Source organism: Phormidium sp. CCY1219 (assembly GCF_035615515.1).
Classification (GTDB): domain Bacteria; phylum Cyanobacteriota; class Cyanobacteriia; order Cyanobacteriales; family Laspinemataceae; genus CCY1219.
Map to the genome: position 1 here is coordinate 18,654 of NZ_JAJENT010000230.1, position 17,457 is coordinate 36,110.

The window sequence follows — 17,457 nt, forward strand, 5'->3', positions numbered from 1 at the left end:
ATCGCAGTTTTCATGTCGGTTCCTCTATTGTACCCGCTCGATTAACTGCACCGGTGCGCCATCCACCAGGCGGTTTTTCCCTTCGGTGACCACCAGTTCCCCCGGTTTCACCCCGGCGACAATTTCGCGCTGGGAAATGCCTTCGATCCCGGGGGTGATTTCTCGCTTTTCCACCTTGCCGGTGGCTTCGTTGACCACAAATACATAGGGATTGCGATCGCGAAACACAAAGGCATTCAACGGCGCAACAGTTGCATTCTCATTTTCAGCCACTGCAATCCACGCCGAAACTCTCCCCCCATGTCGCAGGTTTTCCGTCCCGTCGGTAATCCGGATTTTCACTTCCACGGAACGACCCCCAGGAGTGACCGAGGGGCTGACGGAAAATACCCGCCCTCGTGCTTTGGCCCGTTGAATCAAACTGTCGCTGGTTGTATCGCCGCCGGCGGCGGCGCTGGCGTCTCCCTCGAGCACCACAAACGCCCGTTGTCCGGGTTGCACTCGTTCTCCCTCGAAGGCGGGCAGTTCTACGGTGACTTCAAATTCGCTCGGGTCGATGACAATCATCGGCACTTGTTCTACTATCGTCTGATAGTCGGCACTGGGTTGTACCCGTTGCGGCATCCAGTAGTCGCCTTCGGTGATATTCAGGTAGGCGATAATCCCGTCGAAGGGCGCATACAAGGCGCTGTCTTCTAGGTTGACGGAAGCTCTCGTTATGCCACTGCGGGCCGATTCGATGCCGGCTTGGGCGGCTTCTACTTGGGCTTCGGCGGCGCGCAGGTTGCCTTCTACCGCTCTCACTTGGCTTTCGGCAGCGCTCAGTTGGCTGTTGGCGGCTTTGACTTGACTTTTGGCTACTTCTATATCTTGGGTGGCGGCGGCGAGTTGGCTTTGTGCGGCTTGCACGTCTTTTTGGGTGGCGATCGCCTGCCGTTTGGCCGCATCTACTTCTTTTTCCGCCGCCAGGAGTTGGCTGTCGGCGGCTCTTACCTCGGATTCGGCGGCGCTCACTTGGCTTCTGGCGGTGGCAACTGCGGCTTCGGCATTCTGTAATTTGTTGGTGTACAGGTCTAAGTCGCTTTGCGAAATTGCCCCTTCTTGATATAATGTGACGCGACGCTGTTGTTCTTTGCGCGCCAGTTCTAGGTCGGCGATCGCTTTTTCTAGGTTGGCTTTGGCTTGGGCAACCTGGGAAATCGCTTGTTCCCGTTTGGCTCGCGCTTGGGCAACGTTGGCTTGCGCTTGTTCTATTTTGACTTCCGCTTGTTCGACGCCCACTTGCGCTTGCTCGACTTTGGCTTCGATTTGGGCGCGGTTGGCTCTCGCTTGCTCCACTTTGGCTTTGGCTTGTTCGATGCTGGCGTAATTTTGCTCGACGCTGGCTTGCGCTTGGGCACGGTTGGCTCTCACTTGGGAGAGATTGGCGATCGCCACGCTTTTTTGTTTCTCGGCTTCGGCGGTGGTGGCTCTCGCTTGGGTTAAATCCGCGTTGAGCCGGCGATCGTCTACTTTGGCTAACAGTTCCCCTTCGCTGACGCGATCGCCTTCTCGCAAATCCCGTCCGTTCACTTCTTTAATATAGGTGATGGTTCCGCCTTCCTCAAAGGTGAGGTGCTTGCTGCGAACCGCTGTGGCACTCCCATCGGCAAATACCCATTCCTGAATCGGCGAGACTTCCACCGGTACCGCAGCCACGGGCAAGCCCACCGGTTGCGCGGTTTGCTGCGCTTCTTGCACCGGAGCCTGGGCGTTTCGCACTCGCATGACTCCTACACCACCAAATGCCGCGATCGCCCCTAGCAAGGGAAGTACCAATAGGGTTTTTTTCACCCAGGATCCACCGGATTTGCCCCGCTTTTTCGGTTTCTCGGCGGGAATCTCTTCTTCTCGGGGGACCGTTTCTCCCGGGGCGGAAGTCTCTACCGCCTCTGGCTCCCATTCTTGCACCACTACTCTAGCCTCGCCTTCTGGATGGCGATCGCGCGTGCCTTTCCCTGCGCCATTACCATTCAACGATATCGATGATTCTTGGGGTGAAAAGCTCTGGATGGTGTTAGTCATGGTTGGTTTCCTAAAACACTGGCGTGGGTTGCATTGAGTTGAGCCGATTCGCTTGGGTTTATCTCGGCTTTTTGCCAAGATTACCTGAAAATATTCCTTTTAATATCACCGCTAGGTTGACCTGGCGATAGCACATCATTCTCTTTACAAACTCTGCTCTAGCTGTTTCTAGCTAACCCTTTATTTTTTAATTTTACAATTCTCCTCTTTCCCTGCCTTCACCCAACTGGGTGAAAGGTGTAAAAACATGCAAAATTTATGCTAAAAATTGCCAGAATCCCCTCGGCCTATTCCTCTCGAGTTTTGGTAATGGCTTGACAGCTTATCTCGTAAAAGCCTCTAACAATAAGGCGTTTGCGTGAGTTCCCCTTTCTCCAGCTCAAGCCATTACCGAGAAAATTTTGCAACAAAATATCCCGGGCATAGCTGCCACAGGTTTAGAATCATCGTTCTAACTTTTTTATAAACTTTTCCAGGATTTACCCCGTTATAAATGCAGTTTTATCGCCCCAGTTTATCCAGTCGGAAGTCAGGCAAGCGTCGAATAATTTTACTGACTATATCTGACATTTATTGCCGGAGAAAATTTTATTTTAACCCCCGATTCGTCCCCGGCTAGCTTCCCTCGCAGTTGCCCCAGGGGCAAGCGGAGAAATCGCGTCGATCCTGGGGTTTATGTACACTCAGAGTCAACCGGAGAAGGTGCTCCCTGTTTCTGGCGCGGTGTCGGGACCGTTGCCTCCCAGAAGCGGCAAGAAACCCCGGGACGCCGTACAATATGAGTAGAGGCTCATGTTTATAAGATACGAGTAAACACTCGCGTTTGTCAAGTCACAGAGAAAAAAAATGCACGAAGATGCTCTAAACCCAGAGGTGATGAGGCGTAAGCCGCAACAAGCTCGCGCGATTAAACGGGTGAATAAAATATTGGCGGCGGCGGAGGGGTTATTTGCACAGGTGGGGTATGAAGCCGCCAGCACCAATGCGATCGCCGCCCGCGCCCAAACTTCCATCGGATCCCTCTATCGCTTTTTCCCGGATAAGGAAGCCCTGCTCAAAGCCCTAGCTGAGCGCTACATCGAGCAAATGCACGAGACCTTTTCCCAGGTGCATCACAGCCCAGAAGTGCTTGATTTGCCCTTATCAGACTATATCGACCGGATAATGAGAGAATTTGAAGCCTTTATTCGCGCTAATCCGGGATATCGTGCCGTTTTTGTCGAATCCTTAGCCGCCTCCGCTTCCGTGCAAGCGATGGATGCGGATCTGTGTTCGCAAGTGGCGGAGGAACTCGCAGAGTTCTATCGGCGAAAAGCGCCGCATCTGTCTCGGGACCAAACTGAATTAATGGCATTAGTGGTGGTGGAGGTGGCGCGCAATCTCCGCCGACTCTCCCTGACGCGAGACGCCCAATTTCAGCAACAAGTCGCCGGGGAATTAAAAAAACTGCTGCTGGCTTATTTGCAGCCTTATCTGGGAAAATAAGGGTCGATTCCGCGATCGCTCCTCTTGGTCCCCAAACCGTCACCAATTTACAATTGACAATTGGCTCACCGGAAAACTTCCGAGATTTTTTCCACAAAAGCGTCACAATTGAAGCGATCGCCCTTAAAATTTGTCATAAATGGGCTGAACCGCCATGCGCCAGGAGCACTGGCTGAGTCTGAGGCTCCATCCCTCAGATTCAAGGCGAGATTTCGCGTTGCTACCTTTCGCAACGCCATCCGCACTCCCACGCGCGCGGGTAGCCCCTCGATGTACCCACAGGAGTAAATGCAATGGATTCTCTCGCGTTTATCCATCTCGCTGAAGCTTATAACCACAAGTTGGAACTGCCACAAATGCGGGTCAAAGCCCCAAAAAGAGGGTGGCGATCGCTCATGGCCCTCATCCCCCTGGGCCTCACCGCCTCTTTCCTCGGCATGTCCTCTCCCGCATTAGCCCTCTTGCGCCAAGGCGAAAGTGGCAAAGAGGTCAACCAAATTCAATATCGCTTGCAAGAACTGGGCTATTTTCAAACCGATATCTCCGGTTACTATGGCGACATCACCAAACAAGCGGTGAAGCACTTCCAAAAGGAAAACGGACTCACCCCCGATGGCATCGTCGGACCCCAAACTCTAGCCGCCCTCAATCAAAAGTATCCCCAAACCCCCAAACCCTCCACCCAACCCACGGTCAAACTGGGTAACGATGGGGGCACCGTGGTCAGAGTGCAGCGCCAATTAAGCTCCTTGGGATACTTGAACTATAAAAAAATCGATGGGACATTTGACGCCCAAACAAAAGCTGCACTCAAGCAATTCCAAGCAGATTACGGTCTGAAAGCAGATGGTGTGGTGGGCTTGAAAACTCATACCGCACTCCGCAATTATACAGGGTTGTAATCGGGCAACTTCACCCTGACCCTGTATTGTCCCCGCCTTATCAGGGGAGGCGGGGGTTTCCTCCTGCGATCGCCCCCGTTCCCAGGCGATCGAGTTTCCTTACCACAAAGTTGTCCATTTGTCAACCCCAATCGAGAATTTTTTTACCTCGCGGCAAACCCCCGTCAGTTCCCTCCGCCACCCCCAGCAATTTGAACATTGCCTACCCCCCAACCACCAATGACCAACCACCAATGACCAATAACCAATGACCAATAACCAATAACCCTACAACACCTTAAAAATCATCACCCCTAAATAAATCAAATAAATCCCATTCAACGCCAAAACTTCCCACAAATTAAACCCGCTTTCGCGAGTTTCCCAGCGAATAAAAGCGGCATAAGCCCCCGCCAAAAGTGCCACAAAAGTTAAATTCACCGCAAACAACTCAAAATCTTGAATCGTAAGCGTCACCAATGCCAAAGGGAAAAACGCCAAGGTCATCGTTACCGTATTGTCAGCAATCACATTCGTAGTAGCGGCGGTAACTTGACCGCTGCGCGCCACACTCCAGGTAGCAAAAACTTCCGGCGCGATGCTCATGGTAGAGGTAATAAATAAGCCGCCAAGCAGTTCGGAAATCTTTAAAATCGACACAATTTGTTCCGTGGCGGTCACGGTAAAATAAGCGCCAAAAATCAGGGCTAAAATGCCCATGATAGCGATGAGAATTTCCCGAGTCGTCCACTGCACCGATTGGGATTCGCTACGCTGACGAAAGATAGCTTGACCTAAATAAACGAAATAGACAACCAGCATAATCCAACCATCGATTGGTTGCAATCCTCGCCAGGGTTTAGGCACCGTCAGCAGAGTTGCCAAGGCGATAACGGCCAAGTAAGGTAAAGCTTGCACCGTCAGCGCCTCCGGTTTCACTCGCAGCACGTTACAGGGGCGATCGCCCCGTGGCAAATCCGCATTTTCCCCCGAAGTATTCTCGGCCAAATCCGGTGCAGACGGGGAAGAATTGCCCCGAGTTCGACAGGCAATATAGGCCACCGTCACCATTGCCGGAACCGAGATAATATTCGATCCGAGCAAATTGCCCAATCCGATATCCGAGAGTCCGCGCAGGGCGCTGGTGGTGTTAATGCCCACCTCCGGACTGGCGGTTGCCAAGGCCACAAATGCCGCACCTGCCGCTTCCGTTAGTCCCCACTGCGATCGCAGTTTTTGCAGGGGTTCGGCAATTTTATCCGACCCCCAATGTGCCGCAGAAACGGCCAAAATTAAAACTAAGATCCAAAAGGTTAATTGCATAGAAAATATCGATAGCAAGAGGGTTTGGCGGTGCGACAATTCACCCAAAGCGGTACGAGGAAAACCGGGTTAGGATGGCGATCGCAACTCCTCGAACCATACCAGAACCGGGCGCGATTCAACCCAATTTCTTCCAGAGACGTTGTAGAGATGCCATTGTATTGGACAATAACGGTTGTGGTTCCCAACCCTGTGATAACTCACTCAAACATCCATGACCTTCATTCTAACCAACGACGACGGAATCGATGCCCCAGGCATTCTGGCCCTGAAAAACGCCCTCAACGGTCATCGAAGCATTACCGTTGCGCCACAACAGGGATTATCCGGATGCGGGCATAAAGTGATTACCGATCGCCCCATCCATGTCGATCGCCGGTCCGACAGCGCCTATGCCATTGGGGGCACCCCAGCAGATTGTACGCGCATCGCCTTAGCGAATCTCTCTCCCGATGCCAGTTGGATCGTATCCGGGATTAATTATGGCGGCAATATGGGGGTGGATGTCTATATCTCCGGTACCGTGGCGGCGGTTCGCGAAGGGGCCATTCACGGCGTCCCCGGAATCGCGATTTCCCAATATCGCAAAGCAGGACGCTTGGTTGATTGGGATCGCACCACGAAAATTGCCCGCAAGGTGCTGACGCAACTGCTCGATCGCCCCCCGGAAAAAGGTAGCTTCTGGAACGTCAATTTGCCCTTTGTCGAAGCGAATGACCCGGAACCGGAAGTGGTGTTTTGCCAACCTTCTACCCAACCCTTGCCGGTGAAATATCGCATCGAAGGGGAGTATTATTATTATGAAGGAGTCTATGGAATGCGCGATCGCGCCCCGGGTACCGATGTGGAGGTTTGCTTTTCCGGCAACATCGCCGTGACCCAACTGCATCTGTAAGGAGGGGCGAGGGGAAACCCTTTTCCGGTACAATATCCCTTGACCACAACAAGGGGTAAACGAGATGCGAATTTTAATGATGGGCGGCACCCGATTTATCGGGGTTTATCTAACTAAAATTCTCGTGGAACAAGGGCACGAAGTTGTGCTGTTTAATCGCGGCAACAAACCCGCACCGGTGGCAGACCTACAGCAGATTCACGGCGATCGCAAAGATGCCCAGGTACTTACAGATAAGCTTTCTAATGAAAGTTTTGACGCCATTTTTGACAACAACGGTCGAGAATTGAGCGACACACAACCCCTGGCGGATTTATTTAAAGGCAAAGTCAAGCATTTTATATACATGAGTTCGGCAGGGGTTTATCTCAAATCCGATCGCTTGCCCCATCGCGAAGGTGACGAAATTGACCCGAAAAGTCGTCATAAAGGGAAAAACCACACGGAAAACTATCTCGCCGACGCCGGATTGCCATTTACGGCAATTCGTCCTACCTATATTTACGGACCGCAAAATTACAATCCCCTAGAAGCGTGGTTTTTTGACCGCATCACGCGCGATCGCCCCATTCCCATTCCCGGAAACGGACTGCACATTACGCAATTGGGTCATTGTTACGATTTAGCCAATGCAATGGCGGCGGTTCTCGGGAATGAAAAGGCCATCGCAGAGATTTATAATGTATCCGGCGATCGCTATGTCACCTTCGACGGATTAGCGCGCGCCTGCGCCGCAGCGGCGGGCAAATCCCCCGATGCAGTGAAATTGGTGCATTATGACCCCAAACAATTCGATTTCGGCAAGCGCAAGGCATTTCCCCTCCGGGTGCAGCATTTCTTCGCCGACGTGCAAAAAGCCAAAAGCGAGCTGAATTGGATGCCGCAATTTGACTTGATTTCCGGGTTGAAAGATTCTTTTCAAAACGATTATCTCGCCACCGGTGCGGATAAAGCTGAGGTAGATTTTTCCCTCGATGATGAAATCTTAAAGGCAATGGGTTAAACCGAAGCGCGCGGAATGCACCACGGGCAGATTGAGTGCGTTTCCTTAACTCAGACGCCCATTTTATCGGCGATTCTTCGGATATCTACAACAGTCAGGACACGGCATTGCCGTGTCCCTAAGTTACTCGGTATTATTGATGTTTGAACGCCTATATTATATCCGGCAAAAGAAGATTGTTAATAAAAAATAGCCCGTGTAGGAGTCGCTTTGTGCGGACAAAAGCCCTACCCTGACCTAGGGGCTTTTTCTTGCTAAAAAAACAGAGGTGCGTTGAAGACACCTCCATTGATTCAGGTTCTTATTATTATTGCCTAACTGTCTTAAGGCAAGTTTATGGCACTATTGTTGAATTAATGCTTCAACTTCTTGCTGGAGTTCTGGGCTGTTTTTGATAGCCGCGAGAATTTCCTGAAACCGATTGGCATCTAAACCGCTTTCCGCCACAGCTTCTTGTTGTCTGACCTGGGTTTCTTGGCGAATTGCTTGCGCTTGCGCCACGACTTGCTGAAAACTCTCCATTTCCGATTGAGAAATTTCGGATCCCGGTTGAGCTTGCGGATTGGTTTGCGCTTCGTAAATTTCCACAAAGCGCTCGCGAGTAAAACCTTCGCTTTGAATGACTTGTACGATTTGCGCTTGAAATTGCTGTTCGAGTGTGACTAGCTTTTTATAAACGCTGGCGAATTGTTGCAACTCCGATGAGCTGACATTATTGGCTTGAGCGAGAATTTGCTGAGAATTCTGGGGCACACTCTGTTGCGTCCCAGCGTGAGCAGCAGGTAAATTACCTACAAGCAACAGTGCCAGGATGGAACTGGCGGTGATAAGTTGCTTGAGCATTTAAAATTCCTCCATAATGACATAATGCTTTGCCGGAAAATCAACGGCTAAGCAAAGCGAGAACCCGTTGGTGGGTTAAGTGGATTGGTGCGATTCTCGTGCGAGGGCGCGCAACGAGAAACACGGGCCGAGAACGCGGTTTTCCCTGCACGGCGATCGCCTCTGCTGCTGTAGTGCAAGCCTTTCTCAATTGCCTCCCAGGCATTAAGTGCTTTATTTGGTGGTCGGTTGGCGTGGGGCATCACCCGAGCGAACCAATCCTGTGCAAAGCAAACCGGATGCCCAAATTACAAAAGATCTACGATCGCGCGCGCTTTTTGAACTCGGTAATCTACTCCAGCCTAATCTTTTTGTTTGGGAAATGTCAAGCCGAAAGCAAGATAACCAGGCGATCGCGCAATTTGGGAAAATCCTTCGACGCGCGCTCCGGAAAAGGGGAAATCCTCCCTTGCGCAATATCCAGGGTAACGAAGGCAGCGATCGCGCCACTCCCTCTGAAGATAGATTCTCCCCATCGTTATGCAAACAGGAACAGGGGTTATGTTTGCATAAACCATTCCCCTTAGGAGATGCAAACTGTTGTCGGGAGATATTGACCCTAGATCCCGGTTGATTTCCCAGGAAATTAGGCATTTTCTCCAGCAGGTTGCTGAGGCCAAATATAGATCCCACCGGAAATCAAAGTCAAGGCCACCGCCACCCAAAAGGCGATCGCGGCGATAAAAGGCCAGGGGTCGGAAAGAGGAGCGATCGATAGGGCGATCGCGATAATCTGACTCACCGTTTTGAGCTTTCCCCAAATATTAGCACCGGAAATGCTACTGGTGCCGGTGAGTGCTGGGTTGACGCGCCACCCGGCGATCGCCAATTCCCGAAATAAAATTAAAAATACCCCCCAAGCGGGTAACTGTCCCAATTCCACCAGACACAGGAAGGGGGCAAATACCAGCAACTTATCCACCAACGGATCGAGAAACTTGCCTAACTCGGTCACTTGATCGAGCTTGCGGGCTAAATATCCATCCAACCAGTCGGTAAGCGCCGCCACCAGAAAAACCCCCAACGCACTCCATCGCAGGGTCGGGGTGGGATCTTGCAGGGCGTAAAGCAAAAAAGGAACTCCCAGCAAACGGGAAAACGTAATCCAAGTCGAGAGCGTCATAGGTTCTCAGCTAACTTCTCTCCCCAAACGGGATGTGGCAAAAATCCACCGACCGCGTGGGCTGGCAGTGGGATTATCCCAACCCTACCACATCCGCACGGATTTGACTCGGGATTGGCGACGGGGTAAATACGAACAAAACCGAGGGGTGGATTGCAGATGTTTCCCCTCGGTTCTCGAATCGATTCGGTTTAGAATTTCCCAAGCCGATCGCCTCAGTAGGCTCCTTTCTGATTGGCGATCGCGGCAAAGGTCTTGACAATTAGCAACAAATCGTAGGCGATCGACCATTTGTGTTGGTAGTCGAGATCCAGTTTGACCACCTGTTCGAAATCTTTGATGCTCGATCGACCACTGGTTTGCCACTCCCCGGTCAATCCCGGTTTCACGTTTAAGCGGGCCAAGTGACGGGGTTGATATTCTGCCACTTCTCCCGGGGTGGGGGGACGAGTTCCCACCAAACTCATTTCTCCTTTTAAAACGTTCCAGAATTGCGGGAATTCATCGAGACTGGTGCGGCGCAGAAAACGCCCCACCCGCGTGATGCGAGGGTCGTTCTCGTTTTTAAACAGATGGCCTTGCACTTCGTTGTTCACCAAATGCTGCAATTTATCCGCATTCACCACCATCGACCGGAATTTCCACATCCGAAAGTGACGTCCTTTGTAACCGCAACGGATTTGACTATATAATAGCGGCCCGGGATCGTCGATGAGCATGGCGATCGCCAGGGGAATGCCAACGATCCCCGCGATGGTCAACCCCACGAGTGCGCCTACAATGTCCATCGCGCGTTTGGCTTTACTGTTCACGGAAGGATGGACTTCCTCCCGCCAGGACTGTTGAGATTTCCTGGATTCGATAACGGATTGAGCAATAGAAATGGGAGCAGAGAGTCTAGAAATACTAATCACGGCTGGTACTCGACTTTGATATGGCAACACTTCCTGTCTTGGCCTCACTATACATAACTAACCCTGAAGTGAACACGCCTCCCGCCGTGAATTTGCCAAATCTTTGAATTCAGCCCCCGTTTTGTAAAGTTTTGATGTTGATTTGTCTGTGCCACTCCGGGATCCTTCGGAAGTCAGGGTAACAGTAGCGCGATCCCCATTTCCCCTGTGCGCCGCTCCCGGTTTGGCTTGGAGCGCGATCGCCACCTCAATGGCTTTGACGGGTGGGTTTTCTCCTATATAGGACTGATTTCTACCCCCCAGAATTACTTTTAGTCTATCCTCTTTCTCCATTGCCAGGTTCGCGGATGTTGTTTGCTTTCTTCCTATTTTATCTGCTACAATCAAAAGTTTTCAATTCTGCTGCACGAACTTGTGGGGTCAATTGATTAAGTTAAATTATCCCACCTCCGGAAATTAATCAATCATAGAGGGGTTTTCACCCCTCGGTCAGCCGTTGGCGGGTGCGAGGAAAAGGGCGGCGATCGCCGGAAAGTTTTTTGGGCGGGGAAGCCCTCTCGAAACCAAACTCATCGCTTACCACAGTGAGGCTGGCTTCCTCCGGATCCGTTCTCTCCGTCCACTTGTATCTTTTACTACAGTTAAGCCGGAATTAACCCAAAGATAACTGATAGACGGCATGAATTTTAACCGTTTCTTTATCAAATATCGGAACAATGCTGGGGTATAATCCAAATTATAGCGAAATAAATGCAACTATCAAAATTCATGAAAATGCTACCTAGAAGGAATCTTGAGGTTTTCAAAAGATGTAATTTAAAATGATAAACTCCGCCGGGGCTTTCTTGAGGGCATAACCAATCGTTAAACTAGCAAGTTGCAAGTCAAGAAAAAAACAAGCTAAGATGCATAGCTTAATAGGCAGCAAAGACGCTCGGGAGAGCGAAAAGTCGGTTAAGAAAGTGCAAGGAGTTTAAAAGGACAGTGGAACAGTGGTAAACCGAGGCGCGATCGCTTCGGATCCCAACAGAGGTGGACTATGCGGCGCAAAGACCCCCGTTTCATTGGGGAAGGACAAACTTTCGGTGTCGATCCAATCTCGAATCGACAAGGGTTCGAGGGGTTGGACTGGGGAATGGCTCTATGTAGTTGCGATGGGCAGATTACCTATCAAGTCAACTCAACCTTCGCCAAGCTTCACGGAATCGCGATCGCTCGAGCGCGCGCCCTCCCGATGCTCGCCTGGGTTTGTGCCGAGTATCGGGCGCAGTGGTTACACCAGTTGCAACAGGGGTGCGAAGTGGGGGAGGCTCATTTTGAATCCCGCCACCGTCGCGCGGACGATACGACTTTTCCCGTATGGGTGCAAGTGTTTCCCGTTGCGGATCCGGGGGGGAATCTCGCCTATGTCCTGATTGTGGTGCGAGAGATCCCTGAATGCCAGCCCACCCGTGGGGCGCTACCGGAAAGTAATGGGGCGGTACCCGTGCGGTGGGAGAGGCACCCGCAACCCATACATGGCAACTCCGGGGAAGCAACCCCGGAAAGCGAGGCACCAGTAGATCCACTGAGGGACGATCGCCCTGCCCATATTATCGCCTGCTGCGATCGCCAACTGCGTTACATTTATGTGAGTCCAGCCCTAGAAGCGGTACTCGGGATCGCCACCAAGCAGGCGATCGGGAAAACCCCCACCGAGTTGGAAATGCCTGCCGAATTCGTTCGCCAATGGGAAACAGCGGTGCGGCAGGTATTTGCCACCGGGCAACCGCAGTGGAGAGAAGTGTTGGTGCCCCTAGGAACACAAGTGAGGCGATACGAAGCGCATTTCCTGCCAGAATGGAGCAGCGATCGCACCGTGGAATACGTGCTGAGCGTCATGGGAGAGGTCGGCGATCGCCGGGGCGTGGCAGAGATCGCAGAACGTTCCCCGCACAGTGCCCCCACCCAGCAAACTGAAGCGGTTGTCAAAGAAAGCGAACAATACTTTCGTCAGTTGGCAGATACCGCACCGGTGATGATGTGGATGGCAGATACCCAGGGACGGTATTGTTTTTTTAACCAATCCTGGTTAAATTTTACCGGACGGCAGTTAGACCCGGAACTAGGTGAGGATTTGCACGGGCATATTCATCCAGAAGACAGAGAACGGTTTGCCCAGACTTTCACCTTGGCATTTCAGGTGCGATCGCAATTTCAGCTAGAATACCGCCTCCGACGTGCCGATGGGGAATATCGCTGGATTTTAGAAACCGGCGTTCCCCGCTTTAGCCACAACGGCGAATTTGCCGGATATATCGGATCGGGCATGGATATCGGCGACCTCAAACAAGCCCTGGATGCCTTACGAGAAACCCAACAGCGGTTCCAATATCTGATTGCTTCCAATCCCGCCACCATTTACACCTGCGAACCCACCGGCTGTTATTCCTGTACCTTTATTAGCGATAACGTGCGCGAAACCCTCGGCTATACACCGCAAGCGTTTTTAACCGATCCGCAATTTTGGCTCGATCGCCTGCATCCAGAAGACGCCGATCGCGCATTAGCCAACATGTCCCAGTTGTTGAACACCGGGCGATCGACCCAAGAATACCGCTTTCGCCACGCCAACGGTAGCTATGTCTGGGTGCGCGATGACTTAAAATTAGTCACCGATGAGGCGGGCAATCCCTTGGAATGTATCGGATCTTTATTGGATATTAGCGATCGCAAGCGCGGGGAAGCAGAAGTCTTCAAAGCCCTAGAAAAAGAACGAGAACTGGTCGAACTGCGAAGTCGCTTGGTGTCCATGACCTCTCACGAGTTTCGCACTCCCTTGACTACCATTCTTTCTTCCGCGCAACTAATCCAACGCTACGAATGGAATCGCGACGAACAACTCGAAATTGTCGGGCAAATTATATCCGCCGTCAAACACATGAACGAATTATTAGAAGATGTGTTGAGTTTCGGAAAAGTGGAAACCGGTCAACTGCAATTTAAACCCACCCTTCTAAATTTAAGGGAGTTTTGTCGCCGTTTCGTCTCCGAGATCCAATCCGCTACGGGGCGCGGAAAAACTATCCAATTGACAATCGATAGCGCCGCCACAGGGCGTTTGGTTTCCGCCCGCATGGATGAAAAACTGCTCCGACAAATTATCGGCAATTTGCTCTCCAATGCGATGAAATATTCTCCCGAAGGCGAGGAGGTGGAAGTGAGCTTGACAGAGCAAGATGGCTGCGCTATCTTTCAGATTAAAGACCGAGGGATTGGGATTCCCAGTGAAGACCAGCCCCACGTATTTGAATCGTTCCACCGGGGTAGAAATGTAGGAACCATTTCCGGAACGGGTTTAGGATTGGCAATTGTTAAGAAATCCTTAGAATTACACCAAGGTACCCTCAGCTTGACCAGTACAATGGGAGTGGGTACGACGTTTATCGTGAAGATTCCACTCAACAAGGAAGGCCATAGGGACAAATATGACTAAAATCTTAATAATAGAAGACGAAAAGGTTGTGGGTCTCAATATTAGGCGGATCCTACAAGCGGAAGGATTTGAGGCGATCGTGGCAGAAAATGGGGTTGTCGGCGTGAACTTAGCGGTAGAACAACCGCCAAATCTAATTATTTGCGATATCCTGATGCCCGATGTGGATGGATATGAAGTATTGCGACGGTTGCAAGCGAATTCCGCTACAGTGGGGATTCCATTTATCTTCCTGACGGCTAAAGTAGAAAGAGCGGATATGCGCCAAGGATTTGAATTGGGGGCGGATGATTATATTACCAAACCTTTTGATGCGGAGGAGTTGTTGCGGGCGATCGCGGCGCGCCTGAACAAGCACAACCGCATAACCGAACAGATGAGCGTGCTATCTGAAGAACTCCACAAAATTCAAACCGTGATGGCCGCCAAAGAGCGTTTGGTCCAAAATATCGACCAAGAATTTCGCCGGCCTTTATCCAATATTAACATGGCCCTGAAGATGTTAGAACGGGAAACCGCGAAGGAAAAGCGAAGCCAACGCTATTTACAAATCTTACAAGAAGAATTCAGTCGCGAGTTGTCCTTGCTCAATCAAATGGCGCAATTGCAGCAATTGCTCACACCAGAAAATGTCGCCTTACTCTCTCATTTCAATCTGCTGCAGGACAATCCGCAATCGAAGTCCTAGTCATTAAAAGCTGTCAATAACTCACAGTAATTCGGCATGAAATGTAAATCAAACCCACGGGTTTGAAGCCCACCAACATCAAGCGATCGCCAACGAATGGACAAATCCGGTTTTCCTTATTACTCCGGGCAATTACTAAATTGCCCGGGGTTCTTTACCCGAGTCAATTCACCGGATTGAATCCGCCGATAAAATAGGAACATTCCCAGGGGATCGATAGCCTCTTGATAGATCCGGCACTTTCAGCGCACCGTAACCGTAGTCGCCGGTAAAGAAAACTCAGGAGAGTGCGACAACTGAGAAACGCCGAACAGAAACGGCAAAGGTTCTTCTAAACTTTGATGAGTGCGAAGCGTCAAGCGAGTGAAAAAATGATGCAAGCGGTGAGATTGTAGCGGGTTGAGACGATAGCGATGTGCCTGTTGCTTATCAAATAAAGGCACTTGGGAATCCAGGGGATAAGCCGTCATATCTGGCAAGGGTAAAGAAGAAAAGGTAGCCGTCAACCCCGGAGGCAAATTACCATCGAGTAACCCTTTAATCCGATGGTGCTGCGATCGCGTATGAATCCCGCGACGTTCGAGTAACTGAAGAATTTCCGCAAAAGAGCGCCAACTCCCCCCCAGAATTTGCAACAATTCTGCCAGCAAAAAATAATCCCCATATTGCTGCTGATGCAGATCGATAACCTGCGGATTCAGGGGTAAACTTGCCAACCCATACGCCACCCGACTCACTCCAGCTTTAGGGTCCCCCGCAACCGGATCCGATATCGTCCGGGCATTGGGCAGTTTGTAGCGCAACCAGCGCCGGGTCGCCTTATCTCGCATCGTTCCCCCGGTACAAATCACCTGCTGAATCCCCACCACCGAGATTCCCGTTTCGCAGAGCAACTGATTCAATTGCTCGTTCAAATAGCCAATAAACGGCTCAAACACCCATCGGTCCAAATCCCCACGGGCGATCGCCCATCGAGCGCCCCCCAATTCCAAACTCACCTCATCCTGCTGTTGCAAACTCAACTTTACCCACTCCGCCGCCTCCAGCAGCGCCCGGCCCTCCGGCGAATCTAACAACCGTTGCTGCAAGCGCGATCGCCTCTCCACATCCGGATTCCCCGCCCGGGGTAACGGTAAATCGCACCCCAACCCCCAAAATCCCGCCTTCTCACCTCGGACTTGCCGAGTCCAAAACAACTGACAAATAATATCTTGATCCAGAGCAATCCCCGCATAGGGGAAACTGCATTGCTTGAAATCCGCATATCGCAACCCAGACAGCGACCCCGGCATCCTCACAAGCGCCACCTCGGTGGTCATCGCCCCCGCATCGATCGCCATTGCACAACCTCTCCCGTGCCTAGACCTCGCCTCACGGCCCGGATCGCGACCCGAGTGGGGATGCACCCGAGCTGACAACGCACTGGGAATCGTAGCGACTTCGCCAGGGATCCCCGGTTGCACCGACAACCAAGCCGCGATCGCATTATCCGCAAACACAATTTGCGACGGATCCGCCACCAACTTCGCCCCCACGATCGCTTCGCGCAGATTAAACCGATAACTGTCCGGCCAATTTTGCGGTTGCGAGACGATCGCCCCATGCAAATTGGCGATCGCCGCCCGAAACGTCTCCCGTTCCAGTCCCGCCGCACCCACTACAACCCCTCCAGACTCGGCCAACGTCAAACCTTCCCCCGCCACCGCAGAACGAGTCAGGGTAGCCAAAAGCGCCTGTAGACCTTGCAACACCGCACTCAGAGGTAAGGTTTGACCCTCAGACCACTGCACCAGCGATCGCCCCAACGGCGGGTGTTCTCCCCTTCCCGAACCCGCATCAGCTCCCCCCTCGCCACCGCCGCGATCGCCCACCCCTTTCGTGCCCGCAATCCCACCGCACAACAACGGTTTAAACCCGCGCAACCACACCCCCTGCGCCGACAGATAAACCGCCGACGACAGGGCAAAACTCCCCTCCTCATACCCTCCTGGTGCGCGATCGCTCCAGAAAATCGGATAAAGCTGACAAGTCACGCGATCGAACAACGCCGCCGACACCCGCGTGGTCCCGATATCGATTCCCAAATACCACACCCCTTGCCGGCAAGAACGCTCTAACCCCAACTCATCCTCCCCCGGGTTTGCCTTCCCGTCTCCTGGATCCCTCACCCGCTCGAATCCCAACACCGATCTCCCGGACAATTTTCCCATTAACTCTGGCATCTTCTTGCTATCTTTTGCGCTACCGATCGTTTTCCCCCGATTCCCCCTGGGAATCATACGGATCCGATCCGAACAAATCCTCCAGAGAATCCGTTCCCCCTGACATCGCGGCTTCCGGTTCGCTCAGGCTAGCAAAAAAATCATCCAGAGTCGAATTCCTCAGATCCTCATCCGCATTTTCCGCTTCCTCCAGCTTGCCTTCCTCACCGGCGAGTTCTTCCCCATCGAAGGTGGCAAAAAAATCATCCACCGTGGAAACACTCTCCGCTTCTGGCTCCTGCGCTTCCATTGGCTCTGGGCTGTTTTCCATCAATGACGCAAAAATATCATCCAACGAAGGAGGCGTCTGTGTATCCGCACCCTTCGGCGTTTGCGCTTCCACCGGCTCATCGGCGAAAGCCATATCCGCGCCATTCTCGGGCAAATCTAATTCCTCCACCGCTTTTGGCGTTTCCCCTTCCCCCAGCTCATCGGCGAAAGAGATATCCGAAAAATCCTCTGG

The 17,457-nt window shown here is 51.9% G+C and carries 13 protein-coding genes; 6 read left to right on the plus strand and 7 right to left on the minus strand.

Annotation, left to right across the window (positions count from 1 at the left end; translation table 11 throughout):
• Positions 1–24: 24 nt before the first annotated feature.
• The gene (locus LKK83_RS02300) at positions 25–2,064 is read right to left on the minus strand and encodes an efflux RND transporter periplasmic adaptor subunit (protein WP_324629173.1); all 2,040 of its coding nucleotides are present in this window, start codon (positions 2,062–2,064) and stop codon (positions 25–27) included.
• 846 nt (positions 2,065–2,910) lie between these two features.
• On the opposite strand from LKK83_RS02300, the gene LKK83_RS02305 reads away from it, so the two are divergent.
• Both LKK83_RS02305 and LKK83_RS02310 read left to right on the plus strand, forming a co-directional pair.
• Positions 2,911–3,549: a TetR/AcrR family transcriptional regulator gene (locus tag LKK83_RS02305; protein ID WP_324629174.1), complete on the plus strand. Its 639-nt coding sequence runs from the start codon at positions 2,911–2,913 to the stop codon at positions 3,547–3,549.
• Positions 3,550–3,842: 293 nt separating this feature from the next.
• A complete protein-coding gene (locus LKK83_RS02310; protein ID WP_324629175.1) occupies positions 3,843–4,451 on the plus strand; it encodes a peptidoglycan-binding domain-containing protein in 609 nt (202 codons plus the stop codon).
• Between the two features lie 267 nt (positions 4,452–4,718).
• Here LKK83_RS02310 and LKK83_RS02315 read toward each other — a convergent pair whose 3' ends face one another.
• A complete protein-coding gene (locus LKK83_RS02315; RefSeq protein WP_324629176.1) occupies positions 4,719–5,753 on the minus strand; it encodes a sodium:calcium antiporter in 1,035 nt (344 codons plus the stop codon).
• A 214-nt stretch (positions 5,754–5,967) separates the two neighbouring features.
• Here LKK83_RS02315 and surE point away from each other — a divergent pair, with 214 nt between their 5' ends.
• Together surE and LKK83_RS02325 are read left to right on the plus strand one after the other, a co-directional pair.
• The gene (gene surE / locus LKK83_RS02320) at positions 5,968–6,648 is read left to right on the plus strand and encodes a 5'/3'-nucleotidase SurE (RefSeq protein ID WP_324629177.1); all 681 of its coding nucleotides are present in this window, start codon (positions 5,968–5,970) and stop codon (positions 6,646–6,648) included.
• Positions 6,649–6,712: 64 nt separating this feature from the next.
• Positions 6,713–7,651, plus strand: a complete 939-nt coding sequence (locus tag LKK83_RS02325; RefSeq protein ID WP_324629178.1) for an NAD-dependent epimerase/dehydratase family protein — start codon at positions 6,713–6,715, stop codon at positions 7,649–7,651.
• 342 nt (positions 7,652–7,993) lie between these two features.
• Here LKK83_RS02325 and LKK83_RS02330 read toward each other — a convergent pair whose 3' ends face one another.
• From LKK83_RS02330 to LKK83_RS02340, 3 genes are all read right to left on the minus strand, one after another.
• Positions 7,994–8,494 (minus strand): DUF4168 domain-containing protein, encoded by a 501-nt coding sequence (locus tag LKK83_RS02330; protein ID WP_324629179.1) that lies wholly within the window; start codon positions 8,492–8,494, stop codon positions 7,994–7,996.
• Positions 8,495–9,119: 625 nt separating this feature from the next.
• On the minus strand, positions 9,120–9,656 hold the full coding sequence (gene pgsA / locus LKK83_RS02335; RefSeq protein ID WP_324629180.1) for a CDP-diacylglycerol--glycerol-3-phosphate 3-phosphatidyltransferase: 537 nt from the start codon (positions 9,654–9,656) through the stop codon (positions 9,120–9,122).
• 215 nt (positions 9,657–9,871) lie between these two features.
• The gene (locus LKK83_RS02340; protein ID WP_442957265.1) at positions 9,872–10,570 is read right to left on the minus strand and encodes a sugar transferase; all 699 of its coding nucleotides are present in this window, start codon (positions 10,568–10,570) and stop codon (positions 9,872–9,874) included.
• 1,039 nt (positions 10,571–11,609) lie between these two features.
• Between LKK83_RS02340 and LKK83_RS02345 the strand changes: the two genes are divergently transcribed.
• Positions 11,610–14,045 (plus strand): PAS domain-containing protein, encoded by a 2,436-nt coding sequence (locus tag LKK83_RS02345; protein ID WP_324629181.1) that lies wholly within the window; start codon positions 11,610–11,612, stop codon positions 14,043–14,045.
• Positions 14,038–14,733: a response regulator gene (locus tag LKK83_RS02350; RefSeq protein WP_324629182.1), complete on the plus strand. Its 696-nt coding sequence runs from the start codon at positions 14,038–14,040 to the stop codon at positions 14,731–14,733. Before LKK83_RS02345 ends, LKK83_RS02350 begins: the two co-directional genes overlap by 8 nt.
• Before the next feature lie 242 nt (positions 14,734–14,975).
• Here LKK83_RS02350 and LKK83_RS02355 read toward each other — a convergent pair whose 3' ends face one another.
• Complete coding sequence (locus LKK83_RS02355) at positions 14,976–16,955, minus strand: hypothetical protein (protein WP_324629183.1); 1,980 nt, start codon at positions 16,953–16,955, stop codon at positions 14,976–14,978.
• 19 nt (positions 16,956–16,974) lie between these two features.
• The coding region (locus tag LKK83_RS02360) for a hypothetical protein (RefSeq protein WP_324629184.1) at positions 16,975–17,457 on the minus strand (483 nt) is incomplete at its 5' end.